This window comes from Desulfobacterales bacterium (assembly GCA_034520365.1).
Lineage (GTDB): Bacteria > Desulfobacterota > Desulfobacteria > Desulfobacterales > Desulfosalsimonadaceae > M55B175.
In genome coordinates, this window is record JAXHNP010000007.1 from 660,341 (window position 1) to 678,940 (window position 18,600).

General features: G+C 53.3%; 18 protein-coding genes. 13 read left to right on the forward strand and 5 right to left on the reverse strand.

From position 1 onward, the window contains the following. The first annotated feature begins 126 nt into the window (after window positions 1–126). Window positions 127–1,017 (forward strand): EamA family transporter, encoded by an 891-nt coding sequence (locus tag U5L07_17095; protein MDZ7833464.1) that lies wholly within the window; start codon window positions 127–129, stop codon window positions 1,015–1,017. Window positions 1,018–1,238: 221 nt separating this feature from the next. Here the strand turns inward: U5L07_17095 and U5L07_17100 are convergent, their stop codons facing one another. Both U5L07_17100 and U5L07_17105 read right to left on the reverse strand, forming a co-directional pair. Beyond that, window positions 1,239–1,676: a hypothetical protein gene (locus U5L07_17100; GenBank protein MDZ7833465.1), complete on the reverse strand. Its 438-nt coding sequence runs from the start codon at window positions 1,674–1,676 to the stop codon at window positions 1,239–1,241. An 11-nt stretch (window positions 1,677–1,687) separates the two neighbouring features. Next, window positions 1,688–2,110, reverse strand: coding sequence for a hypothetical protein (locus tag U5L07_17105; protein ID MDZ7833466.1), 423 nt, complete (start codon window positions 2,108–2,110; stop codon window positions 1,688–1,690). A 228-nt stretch (window positions 2,111–2,338) separates the two neighbouring features. Between U5L07_17105 and U5L07_17110 the strand changes: the two genes are divergently transcribed. Both U5L07_17110 and U5L07_17115 read left to right on the forward strand, forming a co-directional pair. After that, window positions 2,339–2,893 carry a gamma carbonic anhydrase family protein gene (locus U5L07_17110; protein ID MDZ7833467.1) on the forward strand — a complete coding sequence of 185 codons (555 nt, stop codon included), beginning with the start codon at window positions 2,339–2,341 and terminating at the stop codon, window positions 2,891–2,893. 52 nt (window positions 2,894–2,945) lie between these two features. Continuing rightward, window positions 2,946–3,629, forward strand: coding sequence for a hemolysin III family protein (locus U5L07_17115; GenBank protein ID MDZ7833468.1), 684 nt, complete (start codon window positions 2,946–2,948; stop codon window positions 3,627–3,629). Window positions 3,630–3,664: 35 nt separating this feature from the next. Here U5L07_17115 and U5L07_17120 read toward each other — a convergent pair whose 3' ends face one another. Further along, window positions 3,665–4,351 (reverse strand): hypothetical protein, encoded by a 687-nt coding sequence (locus tag U5L07_17120; GenBank protein MDZ7833469.1) that lies wholly within the window; start codon window positions 4,349–4,351, stop codon window positions 3,665–3,667. A gap of 426 nt (window positions 4,352–4,777) precedes the next feature. Here U5L07_17120 and U5L07_17125 point away from each other — a divergent pair, with 426 nt between their 5' ends. Further along, entirely contained in the window at window positions 4,778–5,989 is a 1,212-nt protein-coding gene (locus tag U5L07_17125) for an iron-containing alcohol dehydrogenase (protein ID MDZ7833470.1), read from the forward strand. 62 nt (window positions 5,990–6,051) lie between these two features. Next, on the forward strand, window positions 6,052–7,383 hold the full coding sequence (locus U5L07_17130) for an FAD-binding oxidoreductase (protein ID MDZ7833471.1): 1,332 nt from the start codon (window positions 6,052–6,054) through the stop codon (window positions 7,381–7,383). 80 nt (window positions 7,384–7,463) lie between these two features. Here the strand turns inward: U5L07_17130 and U5L07_17135 are convergent, their stop codons facing one another. Continuing rightward, entirely contained in the window at window positions 7,464–8,144 is a 681-nt protein-coding gene (locus tag U5L07_17135; protein ID MDZ7833472.1) for an OmpW family outer membrane protein, read from the reverse strand. A 335-nt stretch (window positions 8,145–8,479) separates the two neighbouring features. Between U5L07_17135 and U5L07_17140 the strand changes: the two genes are divergently transcribed. From U5L07_17140 to U5L07_17160, 5 genes are all read left to right on the forward strand, one after another. Further along, a complete protein-coding gene (locus U5L07_17140; GenBank protein ID MDZ7833473.1) occupies window positions 8,480–8,989 on the forward strand; it encodes a ferritin family protein in 510 nt (169 codons plus the stop codon). A 176-nt stretch (window positions 8,990–9,165) separates the two neighbouring features. Beyond that, entirely contained in the window at window positions 9,166–10,569 is a 1,404-nt protein-coding gene (locus tag U5L07_17145) for a cytochrome ubiquinol oxidase subunit I (protein ID MDZ7833474.1), read from the forward strand. Continuing rightward, a complete protein-coding gene (cydB, locus tag U5L07_17150; protein MDZ7833475.1) occupies window positions 10,562–11,587 on the forward strand; it encodes a cytochrome d ubiquinol oxidase subunit II in 1,026 nt (341 codons plus the stop codon). The genes U5L07_17145 and cydB overlap by 8 nt, the downstream gene beginning before the upstream one ends. Further along, complete coding sequence (locus tag U5L07_17155) at window positions 11,565–11,693, forward strand: hypothetical protein (protein MDZ7833476.1); 129 nt, start codon at window positions 11,565–11,567, stop codon at window positions 11,691–11,693. The genes cydB and U5L07_17155 overlap by 23 nt, the downstream gene beginning before the upstream one ends. Before the next feature lie 73 nt (window positions 11,694–11,766). Further along, complete coding sequence (locus U5L07_17160) at window positions 11,767–13,020, forward strand: saccharopine dehydrogenase NADP-binding domain-containing protein (GenBank protein MDZ7833477.1); 1,254 nt, start codon at window positions 11,767–11,769, stop codon at window positions 13,018–13,020. A gap of 94 nt (window positions 13,021–13,114) precedes the next feature. On the opposite strand, the gene aceK is transcribed toward U5L07_17160, so the two are convergent. Then, complete coding sequence (gene aceK / locus U5L07_17165; GenBank protein MDZ7833478.1) at window positions 13,115–14,878, reverse strand: bifunctional isocitrate dehydrogenase kinase/phosphatase; 1,764 nt, start codon at window positions 14,876–14,878, stop codon at window positions 13,115–13,117. A gap of 113 nt (window positions 14,879–14,991) precedes the next feature. Here aceK and U5L07_17170 point away from each other — a divergent pair, with 113 nt between their 5' ends. The 3 genes from U5L07_17170 to aceA all read left to right on the forward strand — a co-directional run bounded on the left by U5L07_17170 (window position 14,992) and on the right by aceA (window position 18,599). After that, window positions 14,992–15,519 carry a four helix bundle protein gene (locus tag U5L07_17170; protein ID MDZ7833479.1) on the forward strand — a complete coding sequence of 176 codons (528 nt, stop codon included), beginning with the start codon at window positions 14,992–14,994 and terminating at the stop codon, window positions 15,517–15,519. 103 nt (window positions 15,520–15,622) lie between these two features. Further along, entirely contained in the window at window positions 15,623–17,221 is a 1,599-nt protein-coding gene (gene aceB / locus U5L07_17175) for a malate synthase A (GenBank protein MDZ7833480.1), read from the forward strand. Window positions 17,222–17,240: 19 nt separating this feature from the next. Continuing rightward, the gene (aceA, locus tag U5L07_17180; GenBank protein MDZ7833481.1) at window positions 17,241–18,599 is read left to right on the forward strand and encodes an isocitrate lyase; all 1,359 of its coding nucleotides are present in this window, start codon (window positions 17,241–17,243) and stop codon (window positions 18,597–18,599) included. The last annotated feature ends 1 nt before the right edge of the window (window position 18,600 follow it).

Consider the following 18,600-nt stretch of genomic DNA (forward strand, 5'->3'; position numbering starts at 1 on the left):
CGGCTCGGACAACCGCTAAGGGGTTTTGCTGCATCAGCAGAGCCCCTTTTTATTTGCAGGGTATTAGAGTTGCCCGTAAATTGAACAGAGTATCAATCTTATTTCGGGTTTATGGCGGATCAATCAATGAGAAATGACAGCAAATGGCTTCCGGTAATCGGCCTGGGCGTTCTCGCCTGCATCTGGGGCTATAATTGGGTCGTGATGAAAACCGCGCTGGCTTTTTGCGGGCCGTTTGCCTTCGGCGCTATGCGCGCGTTGATCGGAAGTGGCGTGCTGTTTCTGGTGGCCGCCTATTCCGGCCGGGGGCTCTCACCCGGGTCATTGCCCGGGGTTTTTCTTTTGGGGCTTTTGCAGACAAGCGGATTTTTCGGTTTCTCTATCTGGGCACTGGTCAGCGGCGGGGCCGGGAAAACAGCGGTGTTGGTCTATACGATGCCGTTTTGGCTTATTGTGTTTGCCTGGCTGCTTCTGGACGAGCGCATGCGTCGCGGGCAGTGGCTGGCTGCCGGGCTCGCCTTTGTTGGGCTTATCTGTCTGTTCCATCCCTGGCAGACCCATCCGTATCTCGCAAGTACGGTCCTGGCCTGTCTGGCCGGATTTTCCTGGGCGCTTGCCGGAGTTTGGAACAAGTGTTTCCGGTCACTCGTGCAGGTGGATCTAATTGCTTTAAACGCTTGGCAATTAATGATTGGAGCGGTGCCGCTGCTCTTAATCGCGGTGTTCGTTGAATCCCGGCCGATTGCCTGGACGCCGTATTTTATAGCCGCCGTGATCTACAACGCCGTTTTGGCCACGGCCGTGGCGTGGACCTTGTGGTTTTTCGCCCTGCAGAAGATGCCCGCCGGCATGGCCGGACTCGGGACCCTGGCCACCCCGGTGCTGGGGGTGCTCGCCGCCTGGCTCCAGTTGGGTGAAGTGCCTCTGTTCTGGGAGGGGGTGGGTATGGTGTTGATTTTTTGCGGGCTGGCCATTCTAAGCGGCATCGGCCTGCTTGCCGCCCGCAAGGCACTATAAGGGATTTTGGAAATGGTCCCGATGAAAATCAATTACAATCTCGCCGTGCCGGCCATTCGCGGCAGCATTCTGCAGATCTGGGCGGGTTGGTAGTGCGGTGCTCCCGCTTCAGCATGATGATTGCCTCGCATTTTGGGATATTGATACAAATAGCCCCGGCCGGGCAAGCCGTCCAGGGCTAATCGCAAAAGCCGAAGGTTTAGTAGGTTGAGAGTATTCTCTTAACGTGAAGTTCGCCCAATGTGGCCTAAAATATCTGATTTCAATGATGAGATCAGTTTGGAGTCTGTGCCCTCCACCCAATAATCATCATCTTCTTTAAAATGCGATGTAGTTCTGATTTTAATCGTATTCTGGTCAGGGCTGAATTTTATTTCCACCATACTGCGATATTTTCCTTCGTAATCTTCGTTGTATCCATACTGCCAGGATGTTCTTACATAGCCTATATCTTTATTGATAAATTCCAACTGATAATTATCGATCAGGATATCATTAATTGTTTGCCAAGCCTGGCTGAAATTAATATCCTCACGAATTTCAAAAGTGCTCCAACTCGGATTGGACACGGGGTTAAATGTCTGTGGCCGCTTTTTTCCGCACCCGCAGATCAGGATCAATGCCATTAAGAGGATAAAGGGGGTAATGTATTTTCGCATTCCATAATTTCCTATCGGGTGGCTCGCCCAATTTTGCCCATGATATCGGATTTCAGGGTCGAAAGTAGGCGGGTGTCATAGCCTCGGGTCCATCCCCCCGGGCCTTTATATTCAGCCTCCGATTTCATTTCCAGTTTTTCTTTGTCCGGCGTAAACTTACAGGTAACCTGGACGCGATATCGCTGGTTGACTTTTCCGGTCCAGGTATAGAGCCAATTCGTCCGGATGTAGCCATCGCGTTTGGATAATACTTCCATATCGAAATCTTTGACCAGCGTATCAACCACCGTATTCCAAGCCTCTTCGTAGGAGATGTCTTTCCGCAGTTCAGTAGTGGCCCAGGTGGGCTCCAGGGTCTTTACAAAGGTTTTTGGGGCACAACTGATAATGAGCATTAGAGGAACTAAGATGAATAAAAATCGGGCATGCTTCATTTCAAACTCCTTTTTAACTAGAAAAATTTATGTTAGAAAATATGCGTATTTATCAACCATGGGCGGCTTTGTCAATTTAAGAAAGACCGCATCCCGGGACTAACTTACTTGTGAGTTGTATTTTCAGCTTTAATTTTTATGGAACAGGTCGCAACAAACCAGAAACCGCTTTTTAAGAGATGGTCAACATGGACTTGTCTATAACCCAAACACGTGAGGCAAAAGGGGATGGAACAGCGCAATAGCGGCGGCGCCTTAGGGCCTGATATCCATGAATCCGCATTTATCGCAGAAGGCGCCCGGATTTACGGGGAGGTGGTTATTGCCGCAGGGGCGAGTGTCTGGTTTAATGCGGTATTGCGGGGCGACGAGGGACGGATTGAGATTGGCAAAGATACCAATGTCCAGGATAATGTTGTCATTCACAGCGATATGGAAGCCGGGGTTGTCATTGGTGAGCGCGTTACGGTGGGCCACGGCGCGGTGGTCCGGGGCTGCCGGATCGCAGCGGATGTGATGATCGGTATGCATGCAACCATCATGTCGCATGTGGAGATCGGCGAACATAGCATCGTCGGAGCCAATGCCTTCATCCCCTATCACAAATCGTTTCCACCCCGGTCCTTGATTATGGGAGCCCCGGCCAAAGCGGTGCGGGAGCTGACCGAGGATGAACTCGGATTCAATCAGGTGGCCATCGATATCTACAAGGATTTGGTCAAGCGGTATCAGATGGGCGAAATCACCGGCGTTTCAGGTAGAAAACCGGCGGGCGGATTATAATAGCCAGCTGCAGAATTGATTATAACAGGTATAGGGTGAACAAGGCCAATTTATGAGTTCCCAGAATCGATCCGCCCATACGGAAAAAGAGCCACCGAAATACGGCCTTGGCGAGGAGATCGTCAACAGCGTCACCCATGGGGTCGGGGCGGTCCTGGCTGTTATCGGACTGATTATGCTGATCCTTTACGCCGGCAACTATCGGGATATCTGGCGGGTGGTGGGCTTTTCAGTATTCGGGGCGTCCCTGTTCATGCTTTATCTCTCATCCACCCTGTATCACGCGTTTCCCAACGGCCGGATCAAGCACTTTCTGCGCTTAATGGATCATTCCGCCATTTTTATGCTGATCGCCGGCACCTATACACCGGTTCTGCTGGTAGCCATGCGGGGCCCATGGGGATGGACACTCTTTGGGCTGATCTGGACCCTGGCGCTGGTTGGGCTGATCTTTGAGTTGGCGTTTCTGGGCCGGTTTAAAAAAATATCGCTGGCCATCTACATCGGCATGGGCTGGCTGGCGGTGATTGCCGTCAAGCCGATGCTCACCATGCTGCCTGAGGGGCTGCTGATCTATATTGTTGCCGGCGGACTGCTCTATACCACGGGGATTGTTTTCTATGTCAGCAAGCGCCTGCCTTATCACCATGCCATTTGGCATGTCTTTGTCCTGGCGGGCAGCGTGCTGCATTTTCTGGGTCTGCTGTTTTATCTGCCCTATGGCGGGGTGGGATAGTTAAGCCCCGGGATTTCTGTAATACTTGATATTTTTTATTCCAGGGCGGACCTGGCCCCGATTTTATTACTCAATCCATTCTGCCTGCGCCGCGCCTCTTCCTGGAGCAGGCCGGAGAGAAAGTCAAATGCCGGCTGCGTCCCTTTATGGCTGTCCCCGTCCCCCGGGTATTTGGTTTCAAAGTAGGCGTTCATGGCCGGCACCAGCTCGTCGCGGTTGCGGGAAAAATAGATGACCGACAGATTGCTTTTGGCCTCGGCCAGATCCAGGTCTTCCCATTGGCCCTTTTTCTCGCAGGCAAAACTGATGGCATCCAGCCGTTCAAGGGCGCCCTGAACCTGTTCGCTTTGTTGGACCTCTATGGCCCGGTTTTCTGAAGTCAGCACTTTTTTTGCCATCGGGGCAAGCTGCGCCCAGCACCAGCGGATATCTGCGGCCAGATACCCCGTGGTTTCCGGTTGACTGACATAAACGGATAATAGCTGCGGCAGGGTTTCTATCTTTGGCTTGACGCGGATCAATAAGGATTCGTCGTCAAAGGATACGGGTATGCTGAAGACTGCCCCGTATCGCTTTTCAAAGATTTTTCCGGCGATTTTGGCGATATGCTGCCGGCAGGCGGTTCGGCGCGCCGGTGCGAGAGCAGAATCAGCCGGCCCGGAAAAGGTCAGATCCAGTTCGGGCCCGATACTCAGCCAGTCAATACAGATTTGATCCACCATATTTGATCCTTTATCGCTTTTTTTATTTTCCCTTGTCCGCTCAATTTGGGCAAAAGTAATCCTCCCTGGCCGTGCGCCCGGGATCGAGCCTAAAAATAATTTTAAATGCACTAAGGCACTGAGTTTTTAAACATTGAACCGTGAACTTTGAACCTCAAGTTATCAAGAAGACGCTTTGCGGCCGCTGATAAATCGCTGGCAATATTATCAAAAAAATGCGAATAACGCAAAAGGCGGACCAGGCCTTGTACAGCGAGGCCCCGGCCCAATAAGGATTGATAAATTTGATTTTTTCAAATCAGTTGCGCCGGCTGTACGGGTTTGATATTCGGATAGGGATTACAGGAAATCCGCAATGCGCAAGAATCGTATTATTTTAACGGATTAAAAACACATTAAAATTGATCGCCGATGGGGGCAGAAAAAATGATCTGGACAGTAAAGAAAAAAATGTATCGGGCCCAGCACGGGGTGATGAAAGTCGTTGCCGGGGTTTTTCCCTTTCCGGTGCCGGCGCTTTTGACCGGACCGGGCAGTGTGGGGCAGCTGGCTGAAAACATAAAAATCCGGGGCTTAAAGCATGTGCTGGTGGTAACAGACCGGATCCTGATGGATTTGAAGCTGCCGGAAGGATTGCTCTCCGCCCTTACGGCAAACGGGGTGGAGTACACCATTTTTGATGAGGTGCAGCCCAATCCCACCATTGAAAATGTGGAGGAGGGCCGGAAGCTCTACAAGGAGAACAAGTGCGACAGTATTGTCGGCTTTGGGGGCGGCTCCCCCATTGACTGCGCCAAGATTATCGGGGCAAGAATCTCCAATCCCTATTTAAGCGTCCGGAGAATGAAGGGCATGTTTCGGGTGTTTCTGCCGATTCCGCCCTTTTTTGCCGTGCCCACCACCGCGGGGACCGGCTCTGAAACTACTGTTGCCGCGGTCATTAGCGATCCGGATACCCATGAAAAGTTTTCGGTTAATGACTTTAAGCTGATCCCCAAAATTGCGGTCCTGGATCCGGAACTCATGGTGGGGCTGCCGCCGCATATTACCGCCACGACCGGCATGGATGCCCTGACCCATGCGGTTGAGGCCTATATCGGAGTAAACGGCAACAGGTTTACGGATGAAAATGCCGAAAAAGCGACCCAGTTGATATTTGAAAACCTTGAAACCGCCTATAAGGAAGGGGCCAACCTTGAAGCCAGACATAACATGGCCCTGGCTTCTTTTTATGCAGGCACCGCCTTTACCCGGGCGTATGTGGGGTATGTGCACGCGATCGCCCATAACATGGGCGGCCTCTATGGGGTTGCCCACGGACTGGCCAATGCGATTATCCTTCCCCATGTCCTCGATTTTTGTCGAAAAGATGCCGAGCAAAAACTGGCCCGCCTGGCGATTGCGGGCGGCATCGGCAACCCGGACGAATCCGAGGAAGCGCTTTCCCACCGGTTTATCGAAAAAATAAAAACCATGAACAAAAATATGGGTCTTCCGGATTATATAAAGGAGCTTAAGGAAGAAGATATTCCCTTGATCGCCAGGCGCGCTCTGGATGAGGCCCATCCCGACTATCCGGTGCCCAGGATCATGACCCGGAAGGAATGCGAGGACCTGATCCAAAGACTCCTGCCCTGATTTGTAAAAATTCCGCGTTTTAAAAATTTGTAACGCTCAATTTGGGTTCAAGGAGGTGGCATATGGCTGATTATCGGGAAAAAAGCTGGTGGCTGGAGACCCTGTCTGAGGACATCCACCCCAACGCGGCCCTGGCGCAAAAGGAAAAAGCGGATGTAGTTATCATCGGCGGCGGCTATACCGGTCTTTCAACCGCATACCATCTTAAAAAGTTTCAGCCGGATATGGATGTGCGCCTGCTTGAATCCGATATCTGCGGCTACGGCGCTTCAGGGCGGAACGGGGGCTTTTCCATGACCCTGTTCGGCCTTACCAAGGGGATTACCAAATTCCGTTTTGATGATGAAAAGGCCAAATCCGCCCATATCTATATGCAAAACGCGGTGGATTATCTGCATGAGGTGATTACCGGCAATCAGATAGACTGTGACTATGAACGCACCGGCTATCTGCTGGTGGGCACCAGCCCGGCCCAGGTTAAACGGGTGGAACATGATTTCAAGATCATGGAAGAATGGGGTCTTGGCGGGGTGGAGCGCTGGGACCGGGCCCGCCTGGCCGAGGAGTTTAACACCGACTACTACAAGCTGGGCTGGTTTGAACCCCGCTGCGGGATTTTAAACCCCGCCAAGCTGGCCCGGGGGCTGAAATGCCTCGCGGAAGATCAGGGCGTTATTATCTATGAAGATTCACCGGTAAAAAGTTTTAACCGAAAGACTGCCGGCGGATTCGTCGTTAAAACCAAAACCGGCGAAATCGAAAGCGAATACCTGGTTCTGGCGATCAACGCCTATTCGGTTCTTTTTCCGGAACTGAAAAAACTCCAGTATCCGGCGTTCACCCATATCGTGCTGTCAGAGCCCCTCAGCCCGGAGCAGTATGACGCCATCGGGTGGAAGAACCGGGCCGGTATCGAGGATGCCCGGGATTTGATCCATTATTACCGGCTGACCGCTGACAACCGCATTGCCATGGGCGGCGGGGATGTGTCCATCGGCTATGGCGCGGATCTGGACAGGGACTATAATGAAAAGACCTTTGCCCATCTCAGGCGGCATGTGACCGAGGTTTTTCCTCAGCTTAAAGGCCTGCGGTTCACCCATCAGTGGGGCGGCCCGGTGTCAGTGACCCTGGACATGGCGCCGGTTATCGGATACCTCGGGCAAGACCGGAAAGCCATTTTTTCCGTGGGCTGCATCGGCCACGGGGTTTCCATGACCACCTTGAACGGCCGCACAATTGCCGAGCTGATTACCGGCCATCAGACCGAGCGGACGGAGATGTTTTTTGTGGGCCGCAAGGTCTTTTCCTGGCCGCCGGATCTGGTCAGCTACGGCCTTGCCAGGGCTGTCAGGGGATTCATGCGGATGGAGGATAAGGTAATTTATAAATGATTCAGAGGGCGGGCTTAAAAGAAGACGGGCGGGCCCTGTTCAAGAGCCCGCCCGTTTTTTAGTCTGTGTCAGGTGTTTTTTTAGAACCGATAGGCAATGCCGAAGCCAAGCAGCCAGGGGTCGATGTCTACGTCGGTTTTAAAAGTTTCTCCCAGCGCTTTTACTTCAGCCTCGGTTTCTAAGTACAATTTTTTGAGATCGATATTAAATGCAAATTTTTCGGTGATCCCAATATCTACACCCGCTTGGAGCGCATAACCGAAGCTATTGTCATAACTGGTATCATTTACGAATAATCCCTCGTTTTCTTCAAAGAAAATGGTGTAATTGAGACCGGCCCCTACATAGGGCCGAATTTTGGCGTCCGGCATAAAATGATACTGTAGGGTCAGTGTGGGAGGGATCAGCCAGACGTCACCCAAATCAAAATCTTTTTGTTCAGTTCCTAGTACAGCCCCTATATTTGTATCTCTGGCGCTTACGTTATGCTGGGCGACACCGAGCACTAATTCAGAGGCAATATTCTCTGTAAAGAAATACGTGAAATCAATTTCAGCACCGACGGAATTGTCTACATTGGCTTCGCCTTCCAGCAAGGGTTTAATAGGATCACTGTCCACATCCGTTAAAATTCCGAGCCCCCGGACGCGAATGGTCAGCGGCACATCACTTTCCGCATAGACAGTGAATGCCCCTCCAAACAGTAAAGCAATTGTAGCCAGTAAGATAATGAGTTTGGTGGGATTGGTTTTACTTTTCATAGCCCCCTCCTTCTCCATGATTATTGTGGTAAACAAAAATCCCCTGATTTGTAATCAGGCGATTAGACAAACCCATTATCCTAGAAAACATATCGAGCAGATGCCGGCGCCGGGTTCGATAGAAGCGGGTTGAGAGCTGAAATAATTTTTACCCCTACTTTTTAATAAGATAAATTCGTATTGATGTCAATAGTAAAGCTTCCATAAGGATTTGCTAGAATTGTTTTTTGCCGACACGCATTCGTCCGATCCTTGAATTTTAATGCAGGTAGAATTAAGATAATCGGAAAGACTTCAGTTGAGAATCAATCCGGGCTTAAAAAAGGAGCTGTCGCATGAAGGAGAAAACAAAGGAGAATGTCTATACCGCGTTTATCGGGGAGGCAAAGGCCTATTTCAGGCTGCTGGCCTATGCAGAAAAAGCCGAAGAGGAGGAGGTGCCCCAAATTGCGCTTCTGTTTCGGGCGATTGCCGAGGCAGAGCGGGTGCATGCCAACCGGCATATGAATCTGGTCAAGGATTTAATCGTAAAGGATACGGATACGAACCTGAAAAATTCCTTCAAGCGCGAGAAATCAATCAGCGAGAATGAATATCCCGAGTTCATCAAGGCGGCTGAAGAAGAGGGGGAGCAGGCGGCGGCCATGACATTCAGCCAGGCCCGGGACGCGGAAGCTTATCATGCCAAGCTTTATGAGCGCGCCATTTATCATGTGATCCGGGATGAAACCAAGGCCTATCATGTCTGCCAGGTCTGCGGCTATGTGACCAGTACCAAACTACCGGATAAATGTCCGATCTGCGGAGCCCCGAAGGAAAAATTTAAAACCATTGAGGCTGATTGAAAATGGGGCTCTCGGCCCTTTGCGCGAAATTTTTTGCACTCCGGATTTCCGTTTTTATATTTAGTAAATACGTACGAACAAACCAACGAGATGCTTGCATTTTTCGAATAATGATGAGATGTTATTTCAGCTTCAGGCACTTTTCTTTCAAACCTTAGATGACCGAGGGGCCGATCATGTTTGAAAATCTGGATCCCACCTTGTTGGCGCGCATTCAGTTTGCATTTACCGTTTCGTTCCACATTATTTTTCCGGCATTTACCATCGGTCTGGCCAGCTGGCTGGCGGTGCTGGAATGGCGGTGGCTTCGAACCGGAAAACAGGTTTATGCCGAAGTTTATAAAATGTGGGTCAAAATCTTTGCCGTTACCTTCGGTATGGGCGTTGTCTCCGGCGTGGTGCTGTCCTTCCAGTTCGGCACCAACTGGTCCGTCTTCTCTGATGCCGGGGGAAATATTTTAGGACCCCTGCTGGGCTATGAGGTCTTGACGGCTTTCTTTTTAGAAGCCTCGTTTTTAGGGGTGATGCTTTTCGGCTGGAACCGGGTGAGCCCCAAGATGCATTTCGCGGCCACGCTGATTGTCGCCCTGGGCACCCTGACCTCGGCATTCTGGATTCTCTCGGCCAATTCCTGGATGCATACGCCGGCCGGCTTTCGGGTGGGCGCAGAGGGCCTTCTGTTTCCGGCCAACTGGCTTGAAATTATATTTAATCCATCCTTTCCCTACCGCTTTATTCACATGGTGACCGCCGCCTATCTGACGACAGCCTTCACTGTGGCGGGGATCGGGTCCTATTACTTGTGGCGGAACCGGCATATACAGCATGCCCGGGTAATGGTCGGCATGGCCATGATCATGGCCATCTTTGTAGCACCGCTGCAGCTCTTGTTCGGGGATATGCACGGCCTGAACACGTTCGAGTACCAGCCCGCCAAGGTAGCCGCCATGGAGGGGCTGTGGGAGACCACCACCGGCGCCCCGCTGGTCCTTTTCGGATGGCCGGACGGGCAAACAGAAACCACCAAGTATGCCATCGAAATCCCCAAGCTCTCCAGCTTGATTCTCACCCACAGCTTTGACGGCGAGGTCAAGGGCCTGAAAGCCTGGCCGAAGGAAGACCGCCCCCCGGCCGCGCTGGTCTTCTGGACATTTCGGATCATGGTGGGACTGGGAGTTTTAATGATTGTCACGGGCTTGGCCGCGATTGTCCTTTACCTAAGAAAACGCCTGTTTGACAGCCGTTTGTTTCAGCTATGGTGCATGGCGCTGACCCCTGCCGGATTTATCGCGGTGCTCGCCGGGTGGTTTGTCACCGAAGTCGGCCGCCAGCCCTGGATCGTGCAGGGCCTGATGCGGACCCAGGATGCCGCATCCCCGGTTGTGGGGACCTCTGTGGCCATTTCACTGGCGGCGTTTATTGTCGTCTATGTTTTCGTGTTCGGGGCCGGCAGTTACTATATTCTGAAGCTGATCGGCAAAGGGCCGGAAACAGAAGATGAACCCTATGGCGCCCACGGGATGAAGGAGCCGCCGCTTGTGACCAGTGGGGCCCGCAAAAAAGGAGGCCGTCATGTTTAGTTTTGAAGGATTTCTGGATCTCCCCTTGATCTGGTACGGATTGATTGGGACAGCGATTTTCCTTTATGTTTTGCTGGATGGGTTTGATCTGGGCGTGGGGATTTTGTTTCCCTTTGCCCCCACCGACAAATGCCGCGACCGCATGATGAACTCCGTGGCCCCTTTCTGGGACGGCAATGAGACCTGGCTGGTGCTTGGCGGCGGCGGGCTTTTGGCCGCCTTCCCGCTGGCCTATGCCGTCATCATGCCCGCGCTTTATATACCGGTCATTGCGATGCTGCTGGGCTTGATTTTCCGGGGGGTGGCGTTTGAATTCCGTTTCAAGGCCGAAGAGAATACCCGCCGAATCTGGGACTACTCCTTTCATTTCGGTTCTCTTCTGGCGGCCTTTATGCAGGGCGTGATCGTCGGCGCCGTGGTTCAGGGCATCGAGGTCTCGGGCCGGAGTTTTGCGGGGGGCACATTTGACTGGTTAAACGCCTACAGCCTGATGACCGGGGTGGCGGTTATTTTCGGATATGCGCTGCTGGGCGGCACATGGCTGGTGATGAAAACCGAGGACGAAACTCAGGCCTGGGCCCGTAAAACCGCCGCCTACACCCTCTGGTACCAGGCAATCTTTCTGGCCGTCGTAAGTATCAGCATGCCCATCATGAATGCCGATATCCGGGAGCTCTGGTTCAGCCTCCCGAACTTCTTTTTTCTGGCGCCCATCCCGATTCTCAGTCTGATTCTGTTGATTATTATCTGGCGCGACCTGCACAACGGCAATGAATATCGCCCGTTTTTTTTGAGTTTTGGCCTGTTTTTTACCGGCTATATCGGCCTGGCGATCAGTCTGTGGCCGTATATAGTGCCGTTTGAGATAACTTACACCGAGGCGGCGGCTGCGCCCGAATCCCAGTCCCTTCTGCTGGTGGGAACGGTAATTCTTCTGCCGGTGATACTCGGCTATGTGGCCTATTGTTATTATCTCTTCCGCGGAAAAGCGAGCCATGAGCACGAAGGCGCCTACTGAGAAAAAGCGGCAGTGGCTGTGGTTTGCAGGACTCTGGTGCGCCGGGCTTGCCGCCTGCCTGATTTTGGCCTATGCCGTGCGCCTGATTTTAAGGATGGCTTCATAAAAAGCGGTTAATGCCGCCGGCGCGGCATTTTTGCGGAAAGTAACCCATGACGTTTTAAAACAGGGGGAGGCTTATGAGCGACGGCAATACCGCACAAATTCCGGAAGTTGACATGATCCTCTGGGGAGCTACCGGCTTTATCGGAAGCCTCCTGGCCGGCTATCTGTGGCCGCGCTACGGTGCCACCGGTAAAATCCGGTTTGCCCTGGGCGCAAACAGCCGGGAAGAGCTTGAGGCGGTCCGCAAAGATCTGGGGGCCGGCGAGGACCTGCCGCTGATTGTGGGGGATGCCTTTGACGAGCCGTTTTTAAATGAGATGGTAAAACACACCAAGCTGGTGGTTTCCACCGTCGGGCCCTATGCTAAGTTGGGATCTGCCCTGGTCGCGGCATGCGCGGCGAACGGCACGGACTACTGCGACCTCTCGGGCGAGCCCCAGTGGATGCAGCGAATGATCGATACCCATCAGGAAACAGCGGCCGCTTCCGGCGCGCGGATTGTCCATTCCTGCGGGTTTGATTCGATTCCCTCGGATCTGGGCGTCTTATTTCTTCAAAACGAAGCCAAAAAACGGTTCGGCCATTTCATGAACCAGGTCAAACTCCGGGTGAAAATCATGCGCGGCGGGGCCAGCGGCGGCACGGTGGCCAGCATTCTGAATTTTATCGAAGAGGCGCGCCGTGATCCGGCGGTGGCCAAAACCGCCAAAAACCCCTATGCATTGGCCCCGGAAGGCCGTCGCACCGGCATCCGCCAGCCCAATGTATCGACCTTTGAGTATGACCCGGACATTCGAAACTGGCTGGCGCCATTTGTCATGGCCGCCGTGAATACCCGGATCGTGCATCGCACCAATGCCTTGATGGACTATGCCTACGGCCGGGAGTTCCAATATGATGAGGCCATGATGATGGGCACCGGCATGAAGGGGCGTTTCCGTGCGGCCTCTCTTGCCGGTGTTTTGGGCGCATTTATGGCGGGCAGCGCGTTTGGGCCGAGCCGGGCGCTGATGAAAAAGACGATTCTGCCGGAACCGGGGGAGGGCCCGTCGCCTGAAAAGCAGGAAAAAGGGTTTTATAAGCTGCTTCTGATCGGAAAAGACGATGCGGGCAATCGACTGGACGTGAATGTCACGGGCGATCAGGACCCGGGCTACGGCTCGACCCGCAAGATGTTAGGCGAAAGTGCCGTCTGCCTGTTAAAAGAGATCTCAAAGCAGGACGTAAAAGGCGGCTTCTGGACGCCGGCTACTGCCATGGGCGAGCCGCTTATCCGTCGCCTCACCGAGAATGCGGGCCTGACTTTCGAAGTGGCGGAAGCCGAATGATTTGGAAACCTGAATTTCATGGTCGGCACAGTGGCCGACCCTACGTAGGGCAGGCCACCGTGCCTGCCTTTCGAAGTGGCCGACGCCGATTAGGTTACTGGCGGGTGTAGTAAATGCCTGAGGCCTCGAGAATCTGATGATCAAAGCGGCGGTGGTTTTTATAGGGCAGGATGTGAATCAGGATGCCGGAATTGATCTTTTCCTGCATATCCTGCCAGAAATAAACATCAAAAAGGTCGCCGTGCAATTCTTCAAAGATCGGTCGCACATGATCCGGAAAATGCAGAAATTTTCTGAATTCCTCGGGGAATACATCGTTTTCAGATACCGAAAACCATGGCTCATCCGACATGAGTTCCTCATAGCTTTCAGGCTCGGGGATTTTTTTGAAGCTGCAGTCGGTAAGAAGCCCCAATTCGTCATAGTCATAAAACACCACCCGCCCCCAGCGGGTGACACCGAAGTTTTTGAAAAACAGATCCCCCGGAAAGATATTGCTAGCCGCCAGCTCCTTGACGGCCCAGCCATAGTCAATGAGCACGTCTTTCACCGCCTCGGGCGGATTCTCCCGGATATAGACATCCAGCGGCGTCAGCCGACGTTCGGTGTAGAGGTGCCGGATAACGATCTGCCCGTTCTGGAAGCGGATATTTTTCGCCGCCTTCTCTTTAAGCGCCTCCATAAGCGTTTCGGAAAACCGGGACGCTTCGAATTTCAGATGATCGAACTCCTGGGCATCCACCAGCCGTCCGGCCCGGTCATGCCTGAATACCAGTCGATAGCGATTTTTGATGTAATCGGGGGTGGTTTTTTTGGGATAATCGAACTGATCCCGGATCATTTTGAAGACCACGTTAAGGGACGAAATGGTAAATACGAGCATCACCATACCCTCTTCACCGGGGGGGATTTCAAACCGCTCATCGGTTTGCCCAAGGCTTCGGACGAGCTCCCGGTAAAGTTCGGCTTTCCCGTGCTTGTGGTAGCCGAGCGAGGTGTAGATTTCAGATGCCCGCTTCTCCGGCATCATGCTTTTCAGAAAATTGATCATCTCCTCAGGGCTTGCGATATCCACATGGAAGTAAGCGTTGGCAAAGCTGAACAGGATGCTCAGTTCGGCGGGTTCCAGCAGCACGGCATCCACAAAAATCCGCTCGTTAATGTGCAAAATACAGAACACCAGCGGCATTATCCGTTCGCCGGCCTGCATGCGGCCGATGAGGTAGGCGCCTTTGTTCCGGTAAAAGACCGGATCGGCCATTTCAATGCTGATATTTCCGACCGGAATTCCCTGTCTGCTCAGGTCATCTCCGATCGCCCGGGCGATCCTCCGGCTGTCGCCATCCCTGTCCATAAACGGCAGCTGGGCGCTGAAATCCGAAAGGATTTTGTCGATGAGCGTATCGAGATCGCGGCCCGACGCCGCGTTAATATAGGCAGAACAGATCGGGCAGGGCTTTTCCTCAATGATCGGGATTTTAAAATCGGAAATCGTAAATTCGATCGCCGGATTGACGCCTGCCACCGCGAATACCCGCCGGATGACCGAATTGTAAAAGGTCTCGGCAAGCTGGTATTCATATCGGTCCCTGATGATTTCAATAAATTCGGTTTTAACCGCGCGCCAGGCAGCCTCGTCCGGCCCGGTATCCCCGATCATGTTGTTTATTTCGGCAACCGTGCGGTCGACCGTGCGGGAATAGATTTGCAGGCGCTCCACCGCATCGGTTCGGATGCCCTGCCAGTCCGCGTTCCTGAAACGCTCGCCGGCTTTTCGGGTAATGGCCTTAAAAGTCTCATGATAGGCGTCAAAGGCCTTAAGCAGGTATTCGGCAAAGAAGCGGGCGTCAGGGGGCATTATCAGAGCTTTCCGTCAAATGGGTCAAAATGGGGCGCCGAGCGCCAAACGAAAGAATTTTATGTTTATCTTAATCGGGCAGCATAACCCCTGTCAAGCAAAGCACGGCTAATTTGTTCTGTATCCAAATCGAAATCGCTATCGGGATCGGGATCGAAAAAAATATGACCCTTGGACGTGAAAAACTGGACGTCTATCGCCTTTCAATAGGCTACGTTGCATGGATTTACGAGAAGACCGACAGCCTGAACGGAGTCCATCGGCCCGCCCGGGATCAATGGCTTCGGGCCAGCCAGTCGATACCGCTCAATATCGCCGAAGGTAATGGCAAGACCGCGGAAGCCGACCGAAGGCGTTATTTCGAAATCGCTCGTGGCTCCGCGCTTGAGTGCGCGGCGATTCAAGATGTGCTGGTTGTCGGCAAGGCGCTGGACAAGATGGAAAGCCGGAACCGCAAGGATGAACTCGACCGTATGGCCGCGATGCTCAGCCGTCTCGGCGGAAGAGGATACCAAGTTCGAGAGGATCAGGAAGTCTACAGCATCGATTTCGATCCCGATTTCGATCCCGATAGCGATTTCGATCCCGATTTCGATCCCGATTTCGATCCCGATAACGCAGAAAACGAATCCCAACCTTAGCTTTAACAGGACCGGGGTATGGATTTTGCGGTTAGAACAAATTAGCCCTGTCAAGCAAAGGGGAATCGTCTCATTCAAAAACAAATAATATTTGGAGGCAAGCATGGCTGAATCCACTCAAGCAGGCGGCATAGACATCAAAGCCCCGGCAGAAGACGCGTTCAAGGAAATTCTGACCCCGGAGGCCCTCGATTTCGTGGCAGCGCTCGCCCGGGAGTTTGATGAGCGCCGGCACAGCATCCTGGAAGGCAGAAAAAAAGTCCAGGCGGAAATCGACAATCGCAAATTTCCGGGGTTTCCGGAGGAGACCCGGGAGATTCGGGAAAGCGACTGGAAATGCGCGCCGGTGCCGGCCGATCTCCAGGACCGGCGGGTGGAAATCACCGGCCCGGTGGACCGGAAAATGGTGATTAATGCCTTAAACTCCGGATCCAAAACCTACATGGCCGACTTTGAAGACGCCAATACCCCGACCTGGGAAAACTGCATCAACGGCCAGATCAACCTGCGGGATGCGGTGAACCGCAACATCGATTTTACCTCGCCCGAGGGCAAGCACTATCAGCTGATCGACAATCCGGCCACACTGATCGTCCGGCCCCGGGGCTGGCATCTGAACGAAAAACATATGCTGGTTGACGGAAAACCCGTGGCCGGCGGCATTTTCGACTTTGGCCTGTTCTTCTTTCACAACGCGAAAACCCTGCTGGACAAGGGCAGCGGCCCGTATTTCTACCTCCCGAAGTTTGAAAGCTACCTGGAGGCCAGGCTCTGGAACGATATTTTTGTGCGCGCCCAGGATCTGCTGGGTGTTCCGCAGGGATCCATCAAGGCCACGGTCCTGATCGAGACCATCCTGGCCTCTTTCCAGATGAACGAGATCATCTACGAACTTAAAGACCACATGGCCGGGCTAAACTGCGGCCGCTGGGATTACATCTTCAGTTTTATCAAGCGGTTTAAAAATATCCCGGAGTACCTGTTTCCGGATCGGTCCCAGATCACCATGACCCGGCACTGCATGCATTCCTATTCCCTTTTGGCCATTCACACCTGCCACCGCCGGGGGGTTCATGCCATCGGCGGCATGGCCGCCCAGATCCCCAGAAAAGATGATCCGGAAGCCAATGAGGCGGCGATTCAAAAGGTCCGGGAGGATAAAATCCGCGAGGCCAATGACGGTCATGACGGCACCTGGGTGGCCCATCCGGGACTGGTGGGCCTGGCCGTGGAGGAATTCGACAAGAACATGCCGAAGCCCAATCAGATCGACAAACTGCGGGAGGATATCCGGGTGACCGAAGATGACCTGCTGAAACTGCCCGGCGGCACGATTACGGAGCAGGGGCTGCGAAATAATGTCAGCGTGGGGGTCCAGTACCTGGCCTCATGGCTTTCCGGCACCGGCTGTGTACCCATCAATTTTTTGATGGAAGATGCGGCCACCGCGGAAATCGCCCGAACCCAGATCTGGCAGTGGGTGCATCATCCAAAGGCAAAGCTGGCCGAAGGCCCGGAAGTGACCATGGAGCTCTTCCGGCAGATCAAAAACGAGGAGCTGGAAAATATTAAGCAGCGGATCGGCGCGGACGCATATAACAGCGGCCATTATGAAAAGGCCGCCGGACTTTTGACCGAAATTATAGAAAATCCGGAGCTGGAGGAGTTTTTGACTTTACGCGCCTATGAATATATTGATTAATAATAAAGGAGATACGCATATGACAAAGACCATAAATGAAGAGGCGGTTGAGCTTGAAGACAGACTTTCCTGCCATTTTATTAACAACGATGAAATTGAGGCGCTGGCGCAGTCCTGGAAAACAGACCCCCGATGGGAAGGCATTGAGCGGCCCTATACCGCAAGCGATGTCTTAAACCTCCGGGGCACCCTGCACGTGGAATACTCCTACGCCAAGGCTGGCGCGCTTCGGCTTTGGCGTCTGCTTCACAGCGAAAACTTCATTCCCGCCCTGGGCGCGTTAACCGGCAACCAGGCGGTCCAGCAGGTGGAGGCCGGGCTTAAGGCCATTTATGTAAGCGGCTGGCAGGTGGCGGCGGACAACAACCTGGCTGAAGAGATGTATCCGGACCAGAGCCTGTATCCCTCAAACAGCGTTCCCTCCGTGGTCCGGCGCATCAATAATGCCTTTAAGCGGGCGGACCAGATCAAGGTGCTGGACTGCCGGGAAAGCGCCCCCTACTGGTATGCGCCGATCGTTGCCGATGCCGAGGCGGGCTTCGGCGGCCCGTTAAACGCCTTTGAACTGATGAAATTTATGATCGATGCAGGCGCCGCAGGCGTTCATTTCGAGGACCAGCTGGCATCCGCCAAAAAATGCGGGCATATGGGCGGCAAAGTCCTGGTCCCCACCCGGGAGTTTATTAACAAGCTGGTTTCCGCAAGGCTCGCGGCGGATATTTGCGGCGTCCCGACAATCTTGGTGGCCCGCACGGACGCGGATGCGGCCAAGCTGATCACCAGCGACATCGACGAGCGGGACCGGCCGTTTATTATCAGCAAAGAGCGCTCCGACGAGGGCTACCACTGGGTGCAGCCCGGCGTGGAGTCCGCCATTGCCCGGGGGCTTTCCTATGCCCCGTATGCGGATATGGTGTGGTGCGAAACGTCGGAGCCGGACCTTGAGCAGGCGAAAAAGTTTGCCGAAGGCATCCGGTCCGAATTCCCGGATAAGCTGCTCAGCTACAACTGCTCGCCCTCATTTAACTGGAAGGCGCACATGGATGACGCCGCCATTGCCAAATTCCAGCGGGAGCTTGGGGCCATGGGCTATAAATTCCAGTTCGTGACCCTTGCCGGATTTCACACCCTGAACCTGGGCATGTTCGATCTTGCCAAGAGCTACAAGGATGAGGGGATGCTGGCCTATTCCCGGTTTCAGCAGAAGGAATTTGCGGATGAGGAAAAAAGCGGCTACCGCGCGATTACGCACCAGGCATTTGTGGGCACCGGCTATTTCGACCGGGTGCTGAACACCATCACCAGCGGCAAATCAGCCACCGGCGCCATGGCCGATTCAACCGAAACCGCGCAGTTTAAAAAGAAAAAAGACGACTGAT